At 67.1% G+C, this 21,238-nt stretch carries 20 protein-coding genes; 10 read left to right on the top strand and 10 right to left on the bottom strand.

Features of this window, described 5'->3' with window-relative positions:
- Positions 1-17 precede the first annotated feature (17 nt).
- From lspA to purE, 8 genes are all read right to left on the bottom strand, one after another.
- Positions 18-539 carry a signal peptidase II gene (gene lspA, locus ACVENA_RS17605; RefSeq protein WP_449326435.1) on the bottom strand — a complete coding sequence of 174 codons (522 nt, stop codon included), beginning with the start codon at positions 537-539 and terminating at the stop codon, positions 18-20.
- A complete protein-coding gene (ileS, locus tag ACVENA_RS17600; RefSeq protein WP_449326434.1) occupies positions 536-3,565 on the bottom strand; it encodes an isoleucine--tRNA ligase in 3,030 nt (1,009 codons plus the stop codon). Before ileS ends, lspA begins: the two co-directional genes overlap by 4 nt.
- A gap of 50 nt (positions 3,566-3,615) precedes the next feature.
- Positions 3,616-4,656, bottom strand: coding sequence for a glycerophosphodiester phosphodiesterase family protein (locus ACVENA_RS17595; protein ID WP_449326433.1), 1,041 nt, complete (start codon positions 4,654-4,656; stop codon positions 3,616-3,618).
- 19 nt (positions 4,657-4,675) lie between these two features.
- Positions 4,676-5,605: a bifunctional riboflavin kinase/FAD synthetase gene (locus tag ACVENA_RS17590; RefSeq protein ID WP_449326432.1), complete on the bottom strand. Its 930-nt coding sequence runs from the start codon at positions 5,603-5,605 to the stop codon at positions 4,676-4,678.
- Between the two features lie 117 nt (positions 5,606-5,722).
- Positions 5,723-6,907: a dipeptidase gene (locus ACVENA_RS17585; protein WP_449326431.1), complete on the bottom strand. Its 1,185-nt coding sequence runs from the start codon at positions 6,905-6,907 to the stop codon at positions 5,723-5,725.
- 12 nt (positions 6,908-6,919) lie between these two features.
- On the bottom strand, positions 6,920-7,414 hold the full coding sequence (locus tag ACVENA_RS17580) for a dihydrofolate reductase (protein ID WP_449326430.1): 495 nt from the start codon (positions 7,412-7,414) through the stop codon (positions 6,920-6,922).
- The gene (locus ACVENA_RS17575) at positions 7,411-8,484 is read right to left on the bottom strand and encodes a 5-(carboxyamino)imidazole ribonucleotide synthase (protein ID WP_449326429.1); all 1,074 of its coding nucleotides are present in this window, start codon (positions 8,482-8,484) and stop codon (positions 7,411-7,413) included. The genes ACVENA_RS17580 and ACVENA_RS17575 overlap by 4 nt, the downstream gene beginning before the upstream one ends.
- Before the next feature lie 4 nt (positions 8,485-8,488).
- Entirely contained in the window at positions 8,489-8,986 is a 498-nt protein-coding gene (gene purE / locus ACVENA_RS17570) for a 5-(carboxyamino)imidazole ribonucleotide mutase (protein ID WP_257545529.1), read from the bottom strand.
- A gap of 223 nt (positions 8,987-9,209) precedes the next feature.
- Between purE and ACVENA_RS17565 the strand changes: the two genes are divergently transcribed.
- The 5 genes from ACVENA_RS17565 to ACVENA_RS17545 all read left to right on the top strand — a co-directional run bounded on the left by ACVENA_RS17565 (position 9,210) and on the right by ACVENA_RS17545 (position 13,597).
- The gene (locus ACVENA_RS17565) at positions 9,210-9,860 is read left to right on the top strand and encodes a GGDEF domain-containing protein (protein ID WP_449326428.1); all 651 of its coding nucleotides are present in this window, start codon (positions 9,210-9,212) and stop codon (positions 9,858-9,860) included.
- 50 nt (positions 9,861-9,910) lie between these two features.
- Positions 9,911-10,240, top strand: coding sequence for a hypothetical protein (locus tag ACVENA_RS17560; protein ID WP_257545524.1), 330 nt, complete (start codon positions 9,911-9,913; stop codon positions 10,238-10,240).
- A 31-nt stretch (positions 10,241-10,271) separates the two neighbouring features.
- Complete coding sequence (locus tag ACVENA_RS17555; protein WP_449326427.1) at positions 10,272-10,832, top strand: hypothetical protein; 561 nt, start codon at positions 10,272-10,274, stop codon at positions 10,830-10,832.
- Between the two features lie 115 nt (positions 10,833-10,947).
- A complete protein-coding gene (locus ACVENA_RS17550; protein ID WP_449326426.1) occupies positions 10,948-11,406 on the top strand; it encodes a Dps family protein in 459 nt (152 codons plus the stop codon).
- A gap of 376 nt (positions 11,407-11,782) precedes the next feature.
- Positions 11,783-13,597: an ABCB family ABC transporter ATP-binding protein/permease gene (locus tag ACVENA_RS17545; RefSeq protein WP_449326425.1), complete on the top strand. Its 1,815-nt coding sequence runs from the start codon at positions 11,783-11,785 to the stop codon at positions 13,595-13,597.
- Here the strand turns inward: ACVENA_RS17545 and ACVENA_RS17540 are convergent.
- Together ACVENA_RS17540 and ACVENA_RS17535 are read right to left on the bottom strand one after the other, a co-directional pair.
- Positions 13,594-14,211 (bottom strand): cytochrome b, encoded by a 618-nt coding sequence (locus ACVENA_RS17540; protein ID WP_449326424.1) that lies wholly within the window; start codon positions 14,209-14,211, stop codon positions 13,594-13,596. The genes ACVENA_RS17545 and ACVENA_RS17540 overlap by 4 nt on opposite strands.
- 1 nt (position 14,212) lies before the next feature.
- Positions 14,213-15,283, bottom strand: coding sequence for a catalase family peroxidase (locus ACVENA_RS17535; RefSeq protein ID WP_449326423.1), 1,071 nt, complete (start codon positions 15,281-15,283; stop codon positions 14,213-14,215).
- Positions 15,284-15,436: 153 nt separating this feature from the next.
- Here ACVENA_RS17535 and ybaL point away from each other — a divergent pair, with 153 nt between their 5' ends.
- The 5 genes from ybaL to ACVENA_RS17510 all read left to right on the top strand — a co-directional run bounded on the left by ybaL (position 15,437) and on the right by ACVENA_RS17510 (position 21,030).
- A complete protein-coding gene (gene ybaL / locus ACVENA_RS17530) occupies positions 15,437-17,071 on the top strand; it encodes a YbaL family putative K(+) efflux transporter (protein WP_449326422.1) in 1,635 nt (544 codons plus the stop codon).
- Positions 17,072-17,202: 131 nt separating this feature from the next.
- On the top strand, positions 17,203-18,981 hold the full coding sequence (recQ, locus tag ACVENA_RS17525; RefSeq protein ID WP_449326421.1) for a DNA helicase RecQ: 1,779 nt from the start codon (positions 17,203-17,205) through the stop codon (positions 18,979-18,981).
- Positions 18,982-19,284: 303 nt separating this feature from the next.
- Entirely contained in the window at positions 19,285-19,719 is a 435-nt protein-coding gene (locus tag ACVENA_RS17520) for a TIGR01244 family sulfur transferase (protein WP_449326420.1), read from the top strand.
- Positions 19,716-20,123 (top strand): hypothetical protein, encoded by a 408-nt coding sequence (locus tag ACVENA_RS17515; protein WP_449326419.1) that lies wholly within the window; start codon positions 19,716-19,718, stop codon positions 20,121-20,123. Before ACVENA_RS17520 ends, ACVENA_RS17515 begins: the two co-directional genes overlap by 4 nt.
- The gene (locus ACVENA_RS17510) at positions 20,116-21,030 is read left to right on the top strand and encodes a sterol desaturase family protein (RefSeq protein ID WP_449326418.1); all 915 of its coding nucleotides are present in this window, start codon (positions 20,116-20,118) and stop codon (positions 21,028-21,030) included. The genes ACVENA_RS17515 and ACVENA_RS17510 overlap by 8 nt, the downstream gene beginning before the upstream one ends.
- The last annotated feature ends 208 nt before the right edge of the window (positions 21,031-21,238 follow it).

Here is a 21,238-nt window from a genome sequence, read left to right as displayed (position 1 = left end):
CTCCCAATTCGCCCCGTTTACTCGGCGGACGTGGCGCCCGCGGCTGGGGCCTTTTCGCCCAAGAGCAGCGCGCGCGCAACCAGCAAAACGACGCCGATCGTGATGCACGCATCGGCGACGTTGAAGATCATGAAGGGGCGGAACGACCCGAAATGCAGGTCGGCATAATCGACGACATAGCCGAGCCGCACGCGGTCGACGATGTTGCCGAGCGCGCCGCCGAGGATCAGCGCGAGCGCGATCACGTCGCCCTTCGCCTTCTCGCGCGTCATCCAGAAAGCGACGCCGAGCGCGACCGCGGCGGTCACCGCGACGAGAATCCAGCGCGTCGTCGGCGACTGGTCGGAGAACATCGACAGCGAAATGCCGTAATTCTGCGCCCAGGTGAGGTTGAAGAAGGAAGTGAACTCGATCGACCGGCCGGGCTGGGTTTCCAGCGACAGCGGGACGGTGACGACCCACTTCGCGAGCTGATCGAGGACGAAGGCGACGGCCGCGACGAGGAGGCCGAAGCCGAGATGGGGCGAACGCTGGCTCATCCTTCGCCCAATACCGTCTCGCAGCGATTGCACAAGGTGCCGTCCTCGGCGACCTCGGGGAGGTGGCGCCAGCAACGGCCGCATTTGTGGTTTTCGGTGCGCTTCACGTCCCAGTCGCCCTGATGGACGGTCGAGGTGATGAAGATTTCCTCATAATCGACGTCGCTCGCTTCGTGGGGGAACCACACCTCGGCTTCGAGGCTGGAGCGGATGATCTTTTCGCGGCGCAGCGGCTCGATACGTTCGGTGACGAGCGCACGGGTTTCGCGGATGCGGGCCCACCTATCCCTCAACTCGTCATTCCCGCGAAGGCGGGAATCCAGCTTTTCGCCGTCGCTGGAAGCTGGACCCCCGCCTTCGCGGGGGTGACGAAGGAGAGCGGCGGAATCGGGCCATTCGAGCAGATGCACGCTGCCTGCGTCGGGGTAGCGCGTCCCCCACACCTCTTCGCTGGTGAACACCAGCACCGGCGCGGCGTAGCGCACCAGCGCGTGGAACAACACATCGAGTACGCTGCGATAGGCGCGGCGGGTGTCGGTGCCGAGCGGGGCGGCGGGGCCGAGGTCGCAGTAGAGGACGTCCTTGCGGATGTCGAAATAGAAGGCCGACAGATCCTCGTTGCAGAAATCGGCGAGCAGGCGAGTGTAGCTATTGTAATCGAAATCATCGACCGCCTGCGCCATTTTCGCGTCGAGGTCGGCGAGCAGGCTCAGCATATAGCGTTCGAGCTCGGGCATCGCCGAAACGTCGGTGATGCGTTCTTCCTCGGTGAAGCCCTCCAAGGCGCCGAGCAGGTAGCGGAAGCTGTTGCGCAGCTTGCGATACTGGTCGGCGACGCCGGTCAGGATTTCCTTGCCGATGCGGTGATCCTCGGTGAAGTCCACGCTCAGCGCCCACAGGCGGAGGATGTCGGCGCCATAATCACGCATCAGGTCGATCGGGCTGATCGTGTTGCCGAGCGACTTCGACATTTTGAAGCCCTTGGCGTCCATCGTGAAGCCGTGGGTCAGCACCGCCTTGTAGGGCGCCTGTCCGCGCGTGCCGCAGCTTTCCAGCAGCGACGACTGGAACCAGCCGCGATGCTGGTCGCTGCCTTCGAGATAGAGGTCGGCGTTGTGGGTCGAGCCGTCGTGGCGGACGAGCGCGGGCCAGCGGCCGCTTTCGAGCACGAAGGCGTGGGTGCAGCCCGAATCGAACCAGACGTCGAGGATGTCGGTGATGCGTTCGTAATCGGCGGCGTTGTAGGCGTCGCCGAGATAGTCCTGCGCGCGCGCGTCGGACCATGCATCGACGCCGCCCTCGCGCACCGCCGCGACGATGCGGTCGTTGACCACGGGGTCGTTGAGGTATTGCCCGGTCTTGCGATCGACGAACAGCGTGATCGGCACGCCCCACGCGCGCTGGCGGCTGAGCACCCAGTCGGGGCGGCCCTCGACCATGCTGCCGATGCGGTTGCGGCCCTTGGCGGGGACGAAGCGCGTGTCGGCGATCGCCTGCATTGCCGCCTGCCGCAGCGTCGGGGCGGCGCAAAGGCTCTCCTCGGCGGGGTTGATCGCGCCGCCTTCGCTCTCCCAGCGCTTTTCGCCGCGCGTCTTGGGCTCGATGTGCGTCATCACCTTGTCCATCGGCACGAACCATTGCGGCGTGCAGCGGAAGATGACCTTGGCTTTCGAGCGCCAGCTATGCGGGTAGCTGTGCTTGTAGTCGGCGCTGGCGGCGAGCAGTGCGCCGGCGTCGCGGAGGTCGGTGCAGATCGGGCCGTCGGGGGCGTTGAACTTGGGGTTGATCACGCTGCCCTGACCGCCGAGCCACGCCCAGTCGGCGCGATACTTGCCGTCGCCCTCGACCGCGAAGACGGGGTCGATGCCGTTCGCCTTGCAGAGGTCGAAATCGTCCTCGCCATGGTCGGGCGCCATATGGACGAGGCCGGTGCCGCTGTCGGTGGTGACGAAATCGCCCGCGAGGAAGGGGCGAGGACGCGCGAAGAAGCCGCCGAGATGATGCATCGGGTGGCGGGCGATGGCCCCCGCCAAGGCTTTGCCGGGGAAATCTAGCCCACCGTTTACCTTATGCCAGCGACGTTCATGCCCACCGAAGGTGCGTGTGCGAAACTCGTAGTCGAGGTCAGCTGCGACAACATATTTGCGTCCAGGCACCCATGCTTTGCCAGTCATCCAAGGCTGGTTGCCCCAATCATCTTGATCCCATTCATCGCAGCTATGGAGAATATATTTGATGTCGGGACCATAAGCGATCGCCTGATTGACCGGGATCGTCCACGGCGTCGTCGTCCAGATCACCGCATAGGCGCCGACCAGCTCGGGAGCGTTCGGCGCCTCTGTGATCTCGAACGCGACATCGATCTGGGTCGAGACGATATCCTCATATTCGACCTCGGCCTCGGCGAGCGCGGTCTTTTCGACCGGCGACCACATCACCGGCTTGGCGCCGCGATAGAGCATGTCGTTGGCGGCGAATTTGAGCAGTTCGCGCACGATGGTGGCCTCGGCCTCATAATCCATCGTGAGATAGGGATGATCCCAGTCGCCGCCGATGCCGAGGCGCTTGAGCTGTTCGCGCTGGGTGTCGACCCAATGCTGCGCATAGGCGCGGCATTCGGCGCGGAATTCCTCGACCGGAACCTCGTCCTTGTTGAGCTTCTTCTTGCGATACTGCTCCTCGACCTTCCACTCGATCGGCAGGCCGTGGCAGTCCCAGCCGGGAACGTAAGGCGCGTCGCGGCCCTTCAGCGTCTGGGTGCGGACGACCATGTCCTTGAGGATATGGTTGAGCGCATGGCCGATGTGCATGTCGCCATTCGCGTAGGGCGGGCCGTCGTGGAGGATGAACTGGTCGCGGCCCTTGCGGGCTTCGCGAATCTGCCCCTCGAGATCGCCTTCGAGCCATTTGGCGAGAATCAGCGGCTCCTTCTGCGGCAGGCCGGCCTTCATCGGAAAGTCGGTCTTGGGCAGGAAGACGGTGTCGCGATAATCGCGCGCTTCTGGGCTGGATGCAGTGTCGCTCATGGTCGCGGCGCTTAGCGCAGATTCGCGTGCGCGCAAACCTTCGGCTGGCGCTATTTCTGCCGCGGCCGGAGCGCCGGACCGAGGTTGTAGATATCGTCGATCCACACATAGCCGGTGAAGCTCGCCGGGATGCGGGTGAGCTGCTGGACCTCGGTCAGCCCCATGCCGTCCGTGTCGCTGCCGCGCGGGCCGACGAACAGCACGCGCGTGCCGTGCTTCGCGGCGCGATCCTGCAGGCGGTCGGGCCAGCCCCAATAGGCCCATTGATAGTCGAGCGGGACGATGATCGTGCCGCCGATGCAGCTCGGCGGATACCAGCCCGACCAGCCGAACTTGATATAATCCTTCGTGCAGCGCTTGGCGCTTTCGGGGTCCATCGTCCACGCCTTGGGCGCCCTGGCGCGGATGACCTGCATCAGCCGCGCCTTGCCGAAAAAGCCGAAACGCGGCTGGTTCGGATCAATACCGGCGCGCGCGAAGCTGGCGAGGACGAGCTCGGCCTCCTTGGGATCGCGCGACTTGAAATTGACGAGCAGCGAGGCGTGGCCGAGGTCGTGCAGCACCTCGTCGAGGCTGGGCATCAGGCCGACGCCCTTGCCGCGCAAGGGGAAGGTCTTGCCGCCGTCGGCGGTGTAGCCATAGCCGACATCGAGCGCCTTCAGCTCGGCCATGGTGCGGTCGCGGATCGGGCCCTTGCCGTCGCTGCGGCAATCGAGCGCCCAGTCGTGGAAGACCGCGACCTGCCCGTCCTTCGTGGCCGCGACGTCGAATTTCACCATCCCGGCGTCGCGACCGATCGCCGCTTTCATCGAGGGCAGGGTGTTTTCGATATAATTATGTTCGGGCGTGAAGATGCGCGTCGCGGTGCAGGTCTCGTCGGTGATCCCGCTATGATCGAAAAGCTGCGCCACGCCGCGATGGGCGATGAGGACGCGCTTGCCGGCCGGATCGGGAGCGAGCCAGCTGGCGTTCGACAGGGTGAGCCAGGCGACGAGCGCGGCGAAGGCCCAAAGGAAGATTTTGGTGCCGCGCTTCATCGGCTTTTTGGACGGGCCTTCGAGTGCCGCGGCCCAGTCGTCGTTGTCGGTCATGCCATCCCCCGGATGATGGTTACAGCTCGGCGAGCAGGGTTTTCGCCGCGTCGCAATCGGCCGCGATCTGCGCCATCAATGCGTCCATGCTGTCGAATTTCGCCTCGGGCCGGATGAAGGCGTGGAAAGCGACGTCGATTTCCTGCCCGTAAAGATCGCCCTCGAAATCGAAGAAATGCGGTTCGAGCAACTCCTTGGGCGGGTCGAAGCTCGGGCGGATGCCGAGGTTGGCGGCGCCCTTCAATAGGCGGCCGTCGGGGAGCTTTCCGGTGACGGCGTAGATGCCGTAACGCGGGCGCAGATAATGGCCCATGTCGAGGTTGGCGGTCGGGAAACCGAGCAGACGGCCGTTCTTGTCGCCGTGCTGGACGATATTGCGCACTGTGAAGGGGCGGGTGAGGAGGCGCGTCGCGGTGGCGCAATCGCCGGTGCGCAGGGCGTCGCGGATGCGGCTCGACGAGACCACTTCTTCGGCGTCGTCGACCGGCGCGACCATTTCGGTGAAGAAGCCGAGGCGGCGGGCGTGGTCGGCGAGGGTGACCACATTGCCGCCGCGCCCCTTGCCGAACACGAAATCGGCGCCGGTGACGACCCCCGCGGCGCCGTAGCGCCCCAGCAGTAATTCGGTGATGAAATCCTCGGCCGTCGTCGCGGCGAGCGTCGCGTCGAACGGCAGGACGAGCATCGCGTCGGCGCCCGCGGCGGCGAACAGCTCCTGTCGCTGGGCGAGCGTCGTCAGGCGGAAGGGCGGGACATCGGGCTTGAAGAAGCGCACCGGATGCGGGTCGAAGGTCGCGACGATGCATGGCCGCGCATCGTCGGTCGCATGATGGACGGCGCGCCCGACGACCGCCTGATGGCCGAGGTGAAAGCCGTCGAAATTGCCGAGCGCGATGACGCCGTCGCGCAGGGTTTCGGGGATGCGGTCGTGGCCGTCGAGGCGGATCATATCCGCCCTCCCTTCCGTTCGTGCTGAGCTTGTCGAAGCACTGTTCTTTCTTTCAACCTCGCCAGAAGGAAGGACGGCCCTTCGACAAGCTCAGGGCAAACGGGTTTGGAGATCGGGTCATTGGGCAGGTGGCGTCAGCGGCACGAGCCCCGCGCGGAGCACGCGGATCGCGTTGCCGCCCATCGCGGCGCGGATCTCGTCGTCGGTGAAGCCCGCCTCGATCAGCGCCTCGGTCACCTGCACCAGCTTCGAGGTGTCGAAGCGGACCGTCGTGGCGCCGTCATAGTCGCTGCCGAGCGCGACATGCTCGATGCCGACGAGGTCGCGGACATGCTTCATCGCCCTGGCGACGCTGGCGGGCGAGGTGTCGCAGACCGCGGCGTCCCAATAGCCGATGCCGACCACCCCGCCGGTCGCGGCGACCCCGCGGATTTCGTCGTCGGTGAGGTTGCGGTTGACCTTGCACGTCGCCTGCACCCCGCCGTGGCTCGATACGACCGGGCGGCGCGCGACCTTGAGGATGTCGGCGACGCAGGCGTGGCTGCAATGGGCGACATCGACGATCATCCCCATCGTCTCCATCCGCGCGACGACCTCGCGGCCGAGCGGGGTAAGGCCGCCCTTTTTCATGCCGTGCATCGATCCCGCGAACTCATTGTCGAAAAAGTGGGTGATCCCCGCCATGCGGACGCCCGCGGCGTAGAGCTTGTCCAGATTGTCGATATGGCCTTCGAGATTGTGCAATCCCTCGACGCTCATCATCGCGCCGACCGGCGGCGGAACTTTCGTCCGCCGCGCGGCGAGCAGCGCGTCGAGCTGGTCCTGCGTCGCGACTGCGACGAGCCTGCCCGCCGAGGCGGCGGCGGCGCGGTGGAGCTTCTCGGCGTGCCAGAGCGAGCGTTCGAGCAGCGAGTTCCACGTCCGCACCGGCTGGAGCTGCGCGATCGCGAGCGCGGTGACGATGTCGGTGTCGCCGCTGTTCGCGTCGTAATTCTGGCCCTTGGGCGCTTTGGTCGTGCTCGACAGCACTTGCAGCGCGACATTGCCCTCTTCGAGGCGCGGCAGGTCCATATGGCCGCGGTCGGCGCGGTTCAGGAAATTGCGGCTCCACAGCAGGCTGTCGCTGTGCAGGTCGACGATCGTCAGCGTCTTGTGCAGCGCTTTGGCGTGGTCGCTGACGTGCAGCAGCGGCTTGCCGTCGATCTTGTTCGTGCCGCGCTCGATCATGCCCGGCGCGAGGAGGAAGAAAGCGGCGGCCGCGACGAGCAGCAGCGCGAATATGCCGATCAGCCAGCGACGCATGTTTTTCTCCCCCTATTTCGTCCGGCGCGTGAAGGTGACGAAGCTGTAGGCCGGGCGGCCGTCGCTTGCGGCATGATCCTCGCGCGCGATTTCCTGCCAGTCGGCCGCATCGGGATAGGCGATCGTCGCATCGCCCGCGGGTTCCAGCGCGACTTCGGTCAGTTCGATCCGCGTCGCCATGGTCAGGAACAGACGATAGATTTCGGCGCCGCCGATCACCATCACCTGTGGCGCGTTGGCGAGCTTCAGCGCCTCCTCGATGCTTGGTGCGGGTTCGGCGCCCTCGTCCTGCCAATCGGGATCGCGGGTGAGGACGATGTGGCGGCGGCCTTCGAGAATCGCGGGCAGGCTGTCGAAGGTCTTGCGCCCCATGATCATCGGCCGGCCCATGGTGAGCTGCTTGAAACGGCGGAGGTCGGCGGGGAGGTGCCACGGCATCTTGCCGTCGGCGCCGATCACGCCGTTGGCGGCGCGCGCGAGGATCAGCGTGATCTCGGGGCGGCTCATGCCGGGGTGGCTCCGCACCATGTGGCATGGCCGAGCTTGCGGCCTTCGCGCACTTCGGTCTTGCTATAATGGTGGACGCGGCAATTTTCGTCGGCGAGCAGCGTGCGGATTTGCGCGATTCCGTCGCCGATCAGATTGCGCATCACGACCGGCAGCGCGCGGGTCGCGGTGCTGCCGAGCGGCAGGCCGGCGATCGCGCGGACATGGTTTTCGAACTGGCTCGTCACCGCGCCCTCGATCGTCCAGTGGCCGCTGTTGTGGACGCGCGGCGCCATTTCGTTGAACACCGGCCCCGCCTCGGTGGCGAAGAATTCGCCGGTGAGGACGCCGACATAGTCGAGCGCGTCGGCGACCTTCGCCATCATCGCGCGCGCCGCGTCCTGCTGATCCAGGACGATCGGCGGAGGCGGCAGGCTGGCGGTGCTGAGAATGCCGTCTTCGTGGACGTTGACGGGCGAATCCCAGAAGCGGATTTCGCCGTCGATGCCGCGGACGAGGATCACTGAAAATTCATGCGCGAAGGCGACGAAGCCTTCGAGGATCGCGGCGTGGCGGCCGATCGTCTCCCACGCCGCATCGGCGTCGGCGGCGTCGGCGAGGCGCGCCTGCCCCTTGCCGTCATAGCCCATGCGCACGGTCTTGAGGATCGCGGGCGCGCCGATCTCCGCCAGCGCCGCATCGAGCGCGGCGCGGTCGGGGACGGCGGCGAAGGGCGCGGTACGGCCGCCGAGGCCGGCGACGAAGCTTTTTTCGGCAAGGCGGTCCTGCGCGACCTCCAGCGCCTGCGCGCCGGGATGCACCGCGACATGGCCCGACAGGAAGCGGACGGTGTCGACAGGGACATTCTCGAACTCGAAGGTGACGATGTCGCAGGCGGCGGCGAAGGCGGCGAGGCGCGGCTCGTCGTCCCACGCGGCCTGGCTGTGGTGCGCGGTGACTTCGGCGGCGACGCTTTCGGCGTCGGGGGCAAAGATGTGGACCTTGTAGCCCAATTGCGCCGCCGCGACAGCGAGCATCCGGCCGAGCTGGCCGCCGCCGAGGATGCCGATGGTGGAGCCCGGTGGCAGCAAGGACTCAGCCCTCGCGAACGGGGGTGGGGGCGACGCTTTCACTCTGCGCGGCGCGCCATGCGTCGAGTTTTTGCGCCAGATCGGAGCTTTCGGTGGCGAGCAAAGCGGCGGCGAACAGACCGGCGTTGGTCGCCCCCGCCTTGCCGATCGCAAAGGTCGCCACCGGAATGCCGCCGGGCATCTGGACGATCGAATAGAGGCTGTCGACGCCGCTCAATGCCGCCGACTGGACGGGGACGCCGAGCACCGGCACCCGCGTCATCGAAGCGACCATGCCGGGCAGATGCGCGGCGCCGCCGGCACCTGCGATGATCGCCTTCAAACCGCGGCCGGCCGCGCTTTTCGCATAGTCGACGAGGCGGTCGGGAGTACGATGCGCCGAGACGATCCGTACCTCGTGCGCGATGCCGAACTCCTCGAGGATATGGACCGCATGGGCCATGGTCGGCCAGTCCGACTGGCTGCCCATGATCACGCCCACCTCTGGGGCTGCATCGCCCATCCGTCACCCTCCTGTCCCGGCCGCGCCGCCGATGAATCGCCGCCGCACTCCCCCTAGCGGCTGTCCCGCAGCGGGGCAACGCCCGCGCAACGCAGGGCTTATGGGCGCCGCATTTCGGGCCGCGCGTTTACCGATTGGTATCCAGTCGCAGCTAACAGATGCAGATGGATAGAGCTGTCGGCAATCCGGCCGGCGGAGAAATGGGCCGCACCGGGGACTGGGAATGGATATCGCAGGGGGGGCACGGATAGCGGTCGATCGGACCGGCTTCATATCCGTCGACTCCATCGAGGACCAGTTGCGCGAACTGCGCCGGGAACGCGACGGGCTGCGCCGCGAAAACCGGATATTGAAGATCGCCGTCGCCGAGCTCGAGCGCGTGTCCGAGCGCGATACGCTGACCCCGCTGTTCAACCGCCGCTATTTCCTGACCGCGATCCACCAGCGGCTTGCGCGCTTCGAGCGTCATGCCGAAAGTGCCGCGGTCGTCTTTGTCGACGTCAATCAGCTCAAATATATCAACGACAGTTTCGGTCATGCCGCGGGCGATTTCGCGCTGATGGAAATCGCCAAGCGTCTCGACGAATCGATTCGCGCGACCGACGTCGCGGCGCGGATCGGCGGCGACGAGTTCGGGCTGATCCTCGATCAGTCGAGCGAAGAGGGCGCGCGCGTCCAGGTCAACCGGCTGCGCCATGTGCTGAGCGCGACCCCAGCGCTCTATGACGGACACGACATCGCGCTCTCGGCCTGCTTCGGGGTCGCGATGCTGCGCGCCGGAGCGACCGAGTCGGAGATATTGGCGGCCGCCGACCGCGACATGTATCGCTGCAAGCAGGCGCAGGCCGCCGATTCGCCGGTGCGGCACCGCTAACCGCTTTTTAACCATATGCGCGCATCGTCTCCTGTGGACAGGGGGCGAATATGGCGATCCAGACCGATCCATTTCAGGACATCCAGAACCGCATCAGCGGGCAGATCGGGGCGCTTGCCGAAGCGCTGCCGCATTGCGCGCTGGCGCAGATCGTGCAGGGCATCGACGACATTCGCTGCCTGGCGCGCGACCACGGCTTCGGCGCGGTCGAGACGCTGGCGAGCCGGCTCGAATCGGCGGTTGCCGGCGGCGGCTATCGCGCCGCGATCCTGACCTATCTCGACGCGATGAGCGACGCAGTCGCGGCGCCGCGCGGACCGCTGCCCAGCGGTGCGCAGGAAGCGTGGCTGGCCTCGGTCGCGATGCGACTGGGGCATTGACGCGGCGGCGCCGAGGCCGCAGGCCGCTCCCATGGACGCAATCATGCTCGCCCTTGTCGCGGTGGGCCTCGCCAATGCCGACGGGCGCACGGGGCTTTTCCTCGCTCAACTGCTGAGCGTGCGGCCGGATCGCCGCGCCACGGTGATCGTGGTGTTCGGCGCTTTCCTGATTCACGCACTCGTCGCGGCGTTCGCGGGATCGGTTGCAAACCGGATGATCGGGCAGGGCGTCGCCCAGTTGCTCGTCGCGGCGGCGATGCTGTCGGCTGCGGTCGCGCTGCTATGGCGCGCGGCTCCGCTGGCCGATGCGGGGGCCGAACAGGCGTCGCCGGTGATGCTGGCAGGGCGGATGCTGGCGCTCCAATTCGGCGACCGCAGCCATTTCCTGATCGGCGCGCTTGCGGCGACGAGCGGCGCGGGGCTGTGGGCCGCGGCGGGGGGCATGACAGGCTGGGTGCTGGCGATGCTGCCCTTCCTCGCCTTTGGCCCGGCGATCGCCGAGCGGCGCGGCGCGCGCCTCGTCCGCTGGGGGAGCGCCGCGATTCTGGCCTTGTGGGGCGTGCGGACCGCGATGGGGGCTTTTGGGCTGTAACAGCCATCCGCGTGGCGGGTTTCATCGTTTTTGTCGATGATAGCGACCAAATGCTTCCATGGGCCTTTTCGGCGCGTTGATCCTATCTGAGGCCCACAACAGAAAGGATTCTCCCATGTCCGACAAGAAGAACCAGCCCGCCGTCGCCGATGCGCTGAACGCGCTGCTCGCCGACAGTTTCGCGCTCTATCTCAAGACGAAGAATTATCACTGGCATGTGCAGGGGCCGCGCTTTCGCGAGATGCACCTGCTGTTCGACGAGCAGGCAGCGCAGATTCTCGCGACGACCGACCTGATCGCCGAGCGCGTGCGCAAGAATGGCGCGCCGACGCTGCGCTCGATCGGCGACGTCTCGCGGCGCCAGTCGATCGCGGACGACGATGCGGCCTCGGTCGAACCCGATGCGATGATCAAGGCGCTGGCCGCCGACAACCGGACCTTGCTCGGCCAGCTCAAGGACACCAAGGCGGCGGCCGAATCGGACGGCGACATCGCGACGAGCGGGCTGGTCGACGGCTGGGCCGACGAGACGCAGCAGCGGATCTGGTTCCTCGAGGCGACCTTGGGGTATTGAGTCCGCCTTGGGGTGGTGAGCGGATATTCCCCAGCCACTTTCGTCATCCCGGCGAAGGCCGGGATCTCGCCGGTGCGTCATTGCGATAGGGTGAGATCCCGGCCTTCGCCGGGATGACGGAGTTCGGTCGGATTGCTGATGATCCTCCCTGTCGCGCAGCGATGGGGAGGTGGCAGCGCGAAGCGCTGACGGAGGGGCATTGGCGCAACCGTCGCGGCCCCTCCACCACCGCTTCGCGGCGGTCCCCCTCCCCACGGCTGCGCCGCAGGGAGGATTAGGTCCGCAATCGGTCGCTTTCAGACGACGAAGAGCGCAGGCGCGCCTTCTTCCGCGAAAAGCTTGGCCTCTGCTCGCTCGCACCCTACATGGGCCCCTCATGCCGCCCGATACCGCACTCTCCACCGACAAGCGCAGCGAACCGCCGATCCTGGCGACGCTCAAGCGTTTCCTGCCCTATCTGTGGCCCGCGGGACAGACGGGGCACAAGGCGCGGATCGTCCTTGCCGCGCTGATCGTGCTCGCGTCGAAGGGCGTGCAGATATCGATGGGCTTTCTCTATGGCGCCGCGATCGATCGGATGGCGCCGGGGATGGAGGCGGGCGTCGCGCTCGCGATCGGGCTGGTCGTCGCTTATGCCGGCGCGCGCTTTGCCGGGGTGCTGTTCGACAATTTGCGCAACGTGGTGTTCGAGCGGGTCGGGCAGGATGCGACGCGCGAACTCGCGATCGCGACCTTCGCGCACCTCCATGCGCTGAGCCTGCGTTTCCACCTAGCGCGGCGGACCGGCGAGGTCACCAAGGTGATCGAACGCGGGACCAAGAGCATCGACACGATGCTCTATTTCCTGCTGTTCAACATCGCACCGACGCTGATCGAGCTCGTCGCGGTGCTCGCGATCTTCTGGACCAAGTTCAGCTTCGGGCTCGCGGGGGCGACCGCGCTGATGGTCGTCGTCTATATCGGTTTCACGCGGAGGGTGACCGACTGGCGTACCGCGCTGCGCACCCGGATGAACGACCTCGACACGCTGACCGTCGGGCGCAGCGTCGACAGTCTGCTCAATTACGAGACGGTCAAATATTTCGGCGCCGAGGAGCGCGAGACGGCGCGTTACCGCGACGTCGCCGACCAATATGCGCGCGCCGCGGTGACGAGCGAGAACAGCCTCGCCTGGCTCAACATCGGGCAGAGCCTGATCACCAACAGCGCGATGGCGGGGGCGATGGCCTATACGGTGTGGGGCTGGTCGAAGGGGCAGTTCGCGGTCGGCGACGTGGTGCTGGTGAACACGCTGCTTGCGCAGCTTTTCCGCCCGCTCGACCTGCTCGGCATGGTCTATCGCACGATCCGTCAGGGGCTGATCGACATGGAGGCGATGTTCCGCCTGATCGACACGCCGCCCGAGATCCGGGATGCGCCCGATGCCCGGCCGCTGGTCGTGAACGGCGGCGCGGTGACGTTCGAGAATGTCGTCTTCGGTTACGAACCCGACCGGACGATATTGAACGGCGTCAGCTTCGCGGCCGGCGCGGGCGAGACGCTGGCGATCGTCGGGCCGTCGGGCGCGGGCAAGTCGACGATCGCGCGCTTGCTCTATCGCTTCTACGACCCGCAGGGCGGGCGCGTGACGATCGACGGGCAGGACATCAAGGCGGTCCAGCAGGCGAGCCTGCGCGCCGAGATCGGCATCGTTCCGCAGGACACGGTGCTGTTCAACGATTCGATCGGCTACAACATCGCTTATGGCCGCGCCGATGCGAGCGCGGAGGAGATTGCGGCGGCAGCGGAGGGCGCGGCGATCGACGGCTTCATCGCGATGCTGCCGCAGGGATACGAGACCGAGGTCGGCGAGCGCGGGCTGAAGCTGTCGGGCGGCGAGAAGCAGCGGGTGGCGATCGCGCGCACTTTGCTCAAGGATCCGCCGATCCTGATCCTCGACGAAGCGACGAGCGCGCTCGACAGCCGAACCGAAGCGGCGATCCAGGATACGCTCGACGGCATCGCGCGCCGCCGCACGACGCTGGTCATCGCGCACCGCCTGTCGACGGTGACGGGTGCCGACCGCATCATCGTGCTCGATCGCGGACGCGTGGCCGAGACGGGGACGCACGACCAGCTTCTGGCGATGCGCGGGCTCTACGCCGACATGTGGGCGCGGCAGCAGGCGGAGAAGGAAGAGGGGACGGTCTAGGGCGCGGGTGCTTCGGCCGGTTCCTCGCCGGGATCGGCGGGGAGAGCCCGTCCGGCTTCTTCCTCTGCATCCGGGAGCGCTGCGGGTGTCCGCGCGAAGAGCATCGTCTCCAACACCCCGTCGCGGCGGATGAAGCCGTGAACGAGCGCTATGGTCAGATGGCCGAGGATCAGGGCGAGGAAGGCGAAGGCGACGAGCGTGTGTGCGCGGCGAAGCAGGCCATAAGCAAACAGCTCCTGCGGCACGATCGGCGGCAGGACAAGGTTCGCCGAAAGGCGCACCGGATAGCCGCCCGCCGACAGCATCGCCCAGCCGATCAGCGGCATTCCGATCATCGCGAGATAGAGGAGGATATGCGCGCCGCGCGCGGTTCGCTGCTGCAGGCGCGGCAGATCGGCGGGGAACGGCGGCGCGCCGGTGTAGAGTCGAATCGCGAGGCGGATGAGAGCGAGAAACAGGATTGCGATCCCGATCGGACGATGAAGCGCGACGAGCGACGAGTAGGCGGGTCCGGCGGTCGAAACCATCGCGACCCCGATGAACAGCATCGCGAGGATCAGCGGCGCCATTGTCCAGTGAAGAGCGCGGATCGCGGCATGGAAGCGGCCGGGCATGTCAGCGCCCCTTGCCCGCGAGAGCCTTGCCGGCGGCGCTGGGGCCGGGCGTCTCGAGCGCGCGGCGCTGGAAGGACGACGAATAGGCGGCCGAGCGGGCGGGCAGCAGCGGATCGTCCGAGAGCGTCACTCCGTCGGGCAACAGGGTAGGATCAAAGGTGATGTCGCGGCAGGCGCCCGTTTCCTCGGGCTCGGCGGCGGTCAGGGTTAGCGTTCCGGCCTCGACCTTCTGCCGGTTTGTGGGCCACATCCGGGTCGCATCCCCGGTAACGTCGCCTGGCGCCGCGACGGTCACGGTCATGCGCCAGCGCAGCGGCCCCTTCGCGAGGCGCGCGCGCAGTTCGGTGAAGAGATAGTCGGTGGGGAGGCTGGCGAGCTTCGCCTTGTCGAGCGCGCCGAAGGCCGCGTCGGGCTCGAACGCCCAGCGAACCGCGTGCGCCGCCCCCGCGCGATCGACGAAACGAAAGGCGTTGATGCTGTAATAGGTGCCGCCCGCGAAGCTGTCGGGCAACGGAGCGGCGGCGATATAATCCTGATAGGCCTTGGTCTCGGGGTGTCGAGCGAGATAGGCCTTCATCGCGGTCGGATCGGGCTTTCCGGTAGCGGGGTCGGGGCGCGAAGCGAGCTGGAGCGCGACGAAGGCGTCCGGCGTCGCGACGGGAAATATCGGAGTGTGATCCATCGCCATCCGCCAGAGCTGGCCGTCGGGTCCGGTCAGTTGCAATGCTAGCGCGTGAAAGACATTGCGTCCGTCGGTCGCAAAGGGATTGCCGCCGCCGGTCGAAAAGCGGCCGAGCACCGGATAGCGGCCGGGAGCGAGCAAATGCGCCCGCGAAAGGCCTGCCGCGCCGCCGCTCGCATCGAAGTATCCGGTGACGCAAATCCCCTTCGCATGGGCGCGGCGATAGCCGTCATGCTTGCCGGCATTATGTTCGATCGCGTCCACGATCGTCCCGCCGCCGATGCGCGAGGGACCGATCCAGCCGCCCGCCCAGGCGAAGCCCGAGAGAAGCAGGGCGGGGACTGCGGCGATCGCCGCAAGCGTGGATAGGGACGGGCGAGAGGAAGGCATGGCTGATCTGTCCTGATCGACGAGGGGATCGGTCCACGGGCATTCGGGCGGCTGGCGTCCGCGGTTACACCGGGCAGCGGCTAAAGCGGTGCATCCGCGTTTTTTTGCGCCGCACAACTTGACCCCGCGGCGCGACGCCCTTTACGCTGCCCTATGCCACACGACACCACCCTGATCGGCACCGTGGTTGCCGGCCTTGGCGTCGCCTTTCTGATGGGCGCGCTCGCGCATCGATTGCGCATTTCGCCGATCGCGGGCTATCTGCTCGCGGGGGTGATGGTCGGGCCGTTCACGCCGGGGATCGTCGCCGATACCGGGCTCGCGCTCCAGCTCGCCGAGATCGGCGTGATCCTGCTGATGTTCGGGGTCGGGCTGCATTTTTCCTTGAAGGACCTGTTGTCGGTGCGGCGGATCGCGGTGCCGGGGGCGATCGTGCAGATCGCGGTGGCGACCGCGCTCGGCGTCATGCTGGGGCTTTGGCTCGGCTGGTCCTTCGCGGGCAGCCTGATCTTCGGGCTCGCGCTGTCGGTCGCGAGCACGGTGGTGCTGCTGCGCGCGCTGCAGGCGCGCGACATGGTCGAGACCGAGAAGGGGCGCATCGCGGTCGGCTGGCTGATCGTCGAGGATCTGGCGATGGTGCTCGCGCTCGTGCTGCTGCCCGCGATGTTCGGGGCGCGCGGCGACGAAAGCGGCGGCGCGGGGCTACTCCAGTCGGCGGGGATCGTGCTGGTCAAGGTCGTCGGCTTCGTCGCCTTCATGCTCGTCGTCGCGCGGCGCATCCTGCCCGCGGTGCTGCACTGGGTCGCGCATTCGGGATCGCGCGAGCTGTTCCGCCTCGCGGTGCTGGCGATCGCGCTGGGGGTCGCGTTCGGCGCCGCGGTGGTGTTCGACGTCAGCTTCGCGCTCGGCGCCTTCTTTGCCGGGATGATCCTGGGTGAGACGCAGCTCAGCCGCCGCGCGGCGGAGGAGACGCTGCCGCTGCGCGACGCCTTCGCGGTGCTGTTCTTCGTCTCGGTGGGGATGCTCTTCGATCCGAAAGTGCTGGTCGAGCAACCGCTGCCGCTGATCGCGACGGTGGCGATCATCGTCTTCGGCAAATCCTTCGCCGCTTATGCAATCGTCCGCGCCTTCGGCCATCCGAACCAGACCGCGATGACGATTGCAGTCAGCCTGGCGCAGATCGGCGAATTCTCATTCATTCTCGCGGGGCTCGGCGTCGGGTTGAAAGTGATGCCGCCCGAGGCGCGCGACCTGATCCTGGCGGGATCGATCCTGTCGATCCTGTTCAACCCGATCCTCTTCACGCTGATGGTCCGGCGCATCCGCGCCGAAGAAGCGCCCGAGGCCGAAGCTGAGCCGGTGAGCGAAGCGCCGGCGGGCGCCGGGATGGTGCTGATCGGCTATGGGCGCGTCGGCAGTCATATCGGCAGCCTGATCTGCGGGCGCGGCGCGGGGCTGACGGTAATCGAGGATCAGAAGGACATGGCCGCGGCCGCCGAGGCGGCGGGGGCGACGGTGATCGTCGGCGACGCGACGAAGGAAAGCGTGCTGCGCAAGGCGGGGCTCGACACGGCGCGAACCTTGCTCGTCGCGATTCCCGAGGGCGCCGAGGCGGGCGCGATCGTGCGCCGCGCGCGGGCGATCAACCCGAAGCTCGTCATCGTCGCGCGCGCGCATTCGGACGAGGAAGTCGACGATCTGGTGCGGCGCGGCGCCGACCATGTCGTGATGGCCGAACGCGAGACCGCGGCGCGGATGGCGGAACGGGCGATGCTGGCGGGGGCGTAACTTGCCCCCGTCGGCTGACCCCCGCCCTGGGTCCCCGCTTTCGCGGGGATGACAAGATTGGGTATTTGCTGCCGATATTGACGAGGTCGGGGCTTCCCTCTCTCGGCCAACCGCCCTATCGCCACCGCACAATGTCCGCCGACGCGCTCCTTCCGCTTCTCAAGTCCACTTTCGGCTTCGACGCCTTCCGCGGCCGCCAGGCCGAGGTCGTCGCGCGGGTGATGGCGGGCGAGCGGACGCTGGCGGTGATGCCGACGGGGGCGGGCAAGTCGCTGACCTATCAGCTTCCCGCGGTGGCGCTCGACGGCTGCGTCGTCGTCGTGTCGCCGCTGATCGCGCTGATGCACGACCAGCTTCGCGGCGCCCGCGCGGCGGGGATTCGCGCGGCGTCGCTGACCAGCGTCGACGCCGATTTCGCCGACACGCGGCAGGCCTATCGCGACGGCGAACTCGACCTTCTCTACATCGCGCCCGAGCGCGCGACGGGCGAGGGGTTCCGGTCGCTGATGGAGGCACGTAGCCCCGCGCTGTTCGCGATCGACGAGGCGCATTGCGTCAGCGAATGGGGGCATGATTTCCGCCCCGATTACCGCCTGCTCCGGCCGCTGCTCGACGCTTTTCCAGAGGTGCCGCGCCTCGCGCTGACCGCGACCGCCGACAAGCACACGCGCGAAGACATATTGGTCCAGCTCGGCATTCCGGCCGAGGGGCTGGTGCTCGCGGGGTTCGACCGGCCGAACATCCGCTATCGCGTGAGCCCGCGCGTCAGCCCGGCGAAGCAGCTCACCGATTTCATTACCGCCAATCCGGGACCGGGGATCGTCTATTGCCCGACGCGCGACGGGACCGAGCGGATGGCGGAGAAGCTCGCGGCGGCGACGGGACGGCCGGTCGCCGCCTATCACGCCGGGCTCGACCCCGAACGGCGCGCGCGGGTGCAGCATGATTTCGTCGCGTCGGAGGACGGGATCGTCACCGCGACGGTCGCCTTCGGCATGGGGATCGACAAGCCCGACGTGCGCTTCGTCGCGCACGCAGGGCTGCCGAAGTCGATCGAGAGCTATTATCAGGAGACGGGGCGCGCGGGACGCGACGGCGACCCCGCCGAGGCGCTGATGCTGTGGGGCGCCGACGATTTCGCGCGCGCGCGGATGCGGCTGGGCGAACTGCCGGAGGCGCGCATGGCGGGCGAGCGGGCACGGCTCAATGCGCTGGCGGCACTGGTCGAGACGGTCGAATGTCGCCGCGCGCTGCTGCTGCGCCATTTCGGCGAGACCCCGCCCGAGCGCTGCGGCAATTGCGACACCTGCCTCGACCCGCCGCGCCAGATCGACGCGACGGTGCTCGCGCAGAAATTGCTGAGCGCGGTCTATCGCACCGGGCAGAGTTTCGGCGCCGGGCATGTCGAGGCGGTGCTGACGGGGAAAAGCGACGAGCGTATCGTGGGGCGCGGGCACGACAAATTGTCGGTGTTCGGGATCGTCGGGGGCGAGGAGGCGCGGCTGATCAAGCCGCTCGTCCGGACCCTCGTCGCGCGCGAGGCGTTGCAGACGACCGAGCATGGCGGGCTGATGTTCGGTCCCGCCGGGCGCGCGATGATGAAGGGTGAGACACCGGTGCTGATGGCGGAGCCGCCGGTGAAGCGGACGCAGCGAGCGGGGCGGCGGGGCGATAGTGCCGCAGCGAATCCGGTCGGCGATCCGTTGTTCGACGCGCTGCGCGCGATGCGGCGCGAGCTTGCCGCCGAGGCGCAGGTGCCGCCCTATGTGATCTTCCACGACGCGGCGCTGCGCGCGATGGCGAGCGAACGGCCCGCGACGCGCGCCGACCTTGCGACGATCCCCGGCGTCGGCGCGAAGAAGCTGGAGGCGTGGGGCGATGCGTTTCTGGACGTGATCCGGCAGTTTTAGGGAAAGAAATCTCACGCAAAGGCGCGAAGGCGCGAAGAAGGAAGAAAAAGAGAACCTCACACAAAGACACAAAGAGGGCGGCGCGCGCGATGGGCGCCGTGAAGTACCGCGCGAAGCGCATTCGATATAGTCGCCTGCGGCGACGAGCCGACGCCGCAGGCCGGGCGCGCCCTCTTTGTGTCTTTGTGTGAGATATTCTTTCTTCTTCGCGCCTTTGCGTGAGACAAATCGAAAACCGCACCATCATGGTATTGGCGGCTTTCACGCTTGTCAGCACGCGGGCGGCGGGAGTAGATCGCTGGCATGAGCGATTTTCGAGCCTTGTCCGCCCAGTTCAGTGTCGCGCCGCAGATCGGCATCGAGGATGTCGCCGAGGCCAAGGCGCAGGGCTTTGCGATGGTGATCAACAACCGTCCTGACGGCGAGGAGCCCGCGGCGCCGCAGGGCGAGCATATCTCGACCGCCTGCGCGGCCGAGGGGCTGGCCTATGCGGCGATTCCGATCGGCCATGCGGGGTTCAGCCACGCGCAGATCGACGCGCTCGACAAATTGCTCGCCGCGGCGACGGGGCCGATCCTCGCCTATTGCCGCTCGGGAACGCGCTCGACGCATCTTTGGGCCCTGGCCCGCGCGCGGGCGGGCGACGATGTCGAGGGCATCGTCGCGGCGGCGGCGAAGGCAGGTTATGACCTGACCGGCCTCCGGCCGATGCTGGATGCGCTCGCGGGGGAAAAATGAATCAGGCGGCGCTGATCCAGCTCGGCGTATCGCTGATCGCGGTGCTGTTCGTCGCCTGGCTGGTCAGGCGGATCGGGCTCGGCGCCGACCCGCGGATTGCCGACGCCGATCATGCGATTCGGCTGGCCGAGGAGGCCGAGGCGGGGTTCAAGGGGGTCGAGGTCGCGCGCGACCGCGCGGGCTTTGCGGCGATCGTCCGCAATGCCGAGGGGCGGATGATGCTGGTGCGCGCGCACGGCAATCATTTCGCGGCGCGGCCGGTCGATGCGGCGACGGTGGGGCGGCTCGACAAGGATTTCCTGACGCTGACGATGCCGGAAAAGACCTTCGGCGCGGTGACGCTGCAATTGGGGAAGGAAGCGGGGATGTGGGCGAGCCGGATGCGGGATCTCAACTGTGGATAAGCTGCCCGACCCGGTCGTCTATGCCGTTCCCGGCTTCATCCTGCTGCTGATCATCGAGATGTTGATCGCGCTCCGCCGCGACCGGAGCCGCTACGAAGCGCGCGATACGCTCACGTCGCTGATGCTCGGTACGATCAGCCAGGTCGCGGGCGCGGCGGTCGGCGCGGTGGTGATCGGCATGGCGGTGTGGGTCTATCAGTTCCGCCTGTTCGACATCGGGATCGAGTTTCGCAGCTGGTGGTGGGCGTGGATCCTCTGCTTCTTCCTCGACGACCTGGCCTATTATGTCTTTCACCGGAGCGCCCACCGCGTGCGCTGGTTCTGGGCGAGCCACGTCATCCACCATTCGAGCCAGCATTATAATCTGTCGACCGCGCTGCGGCAGACATGGACCGGCTTCTTCAGCCTGACCTTCCTGTTCCGCCTGCCCTTGTTCCTGATCGGCTTTCCGCCCGCGATGGTCTTCTTCTGCGCCGGGCTGAACCTCATCTATCAATTCTGGATCCATACCGAGGCGATCGGGCGGATGCCGAAATGGTTCGAGGCGGTGATGAACACGCCGTCGCACCACCGCGTCCACCACGGCGTCAACCCGCGCTATCTCGACGCGAACTATGCGGGGGTGTTCATCATCTGGGACCGGATGTTCGGCAGCTTCGTCGCCGAGCGCGACGACGAGCCGGTGCGATACGGCATCGTCAAGCAGCTCGGCAGCTTCAACATCCTCTGGGCGGCGTTTCACGAATGGGTCGGGATCGCGAAGGATGTGTGGCACGCGCCGTGGCGGCACAAGCTTTCCTATATGTGGCGCGAGCCCGGCTGGAGCCACGACGGCAGCCGCGCTACGAGCGCGACGATCAAGGAGCGCTGGGCGGCGGGGCGAACGGCGGAGGAAGCGGCGGAGTAGCCTTTCCGCTGGGGTGGAAAAGATCTGCGCAGAGAAGGCAGAATTTTTGTTCACGCGGAGGCGCGGAGAATATCCCAGCCCCGTTTGTGCTGAGCTTGTCGAAGCACCATTCTTCCTTCTCCCTTGAAGAAAAGAACGGCCCTTCGACAAGCTCAGGGCGAACGGTTTCTTCTTTTCTCCGCGCCTCCGCGTCTCCGCGTGAACCCCT

This window comes from Sphingopyxis sp. 550A, assembly GCF_053569535.1.
Note: the sequence above shows the minus strand (reverse complement) of the source record. Positions and strands in the feature narration are given on the sequence as shown.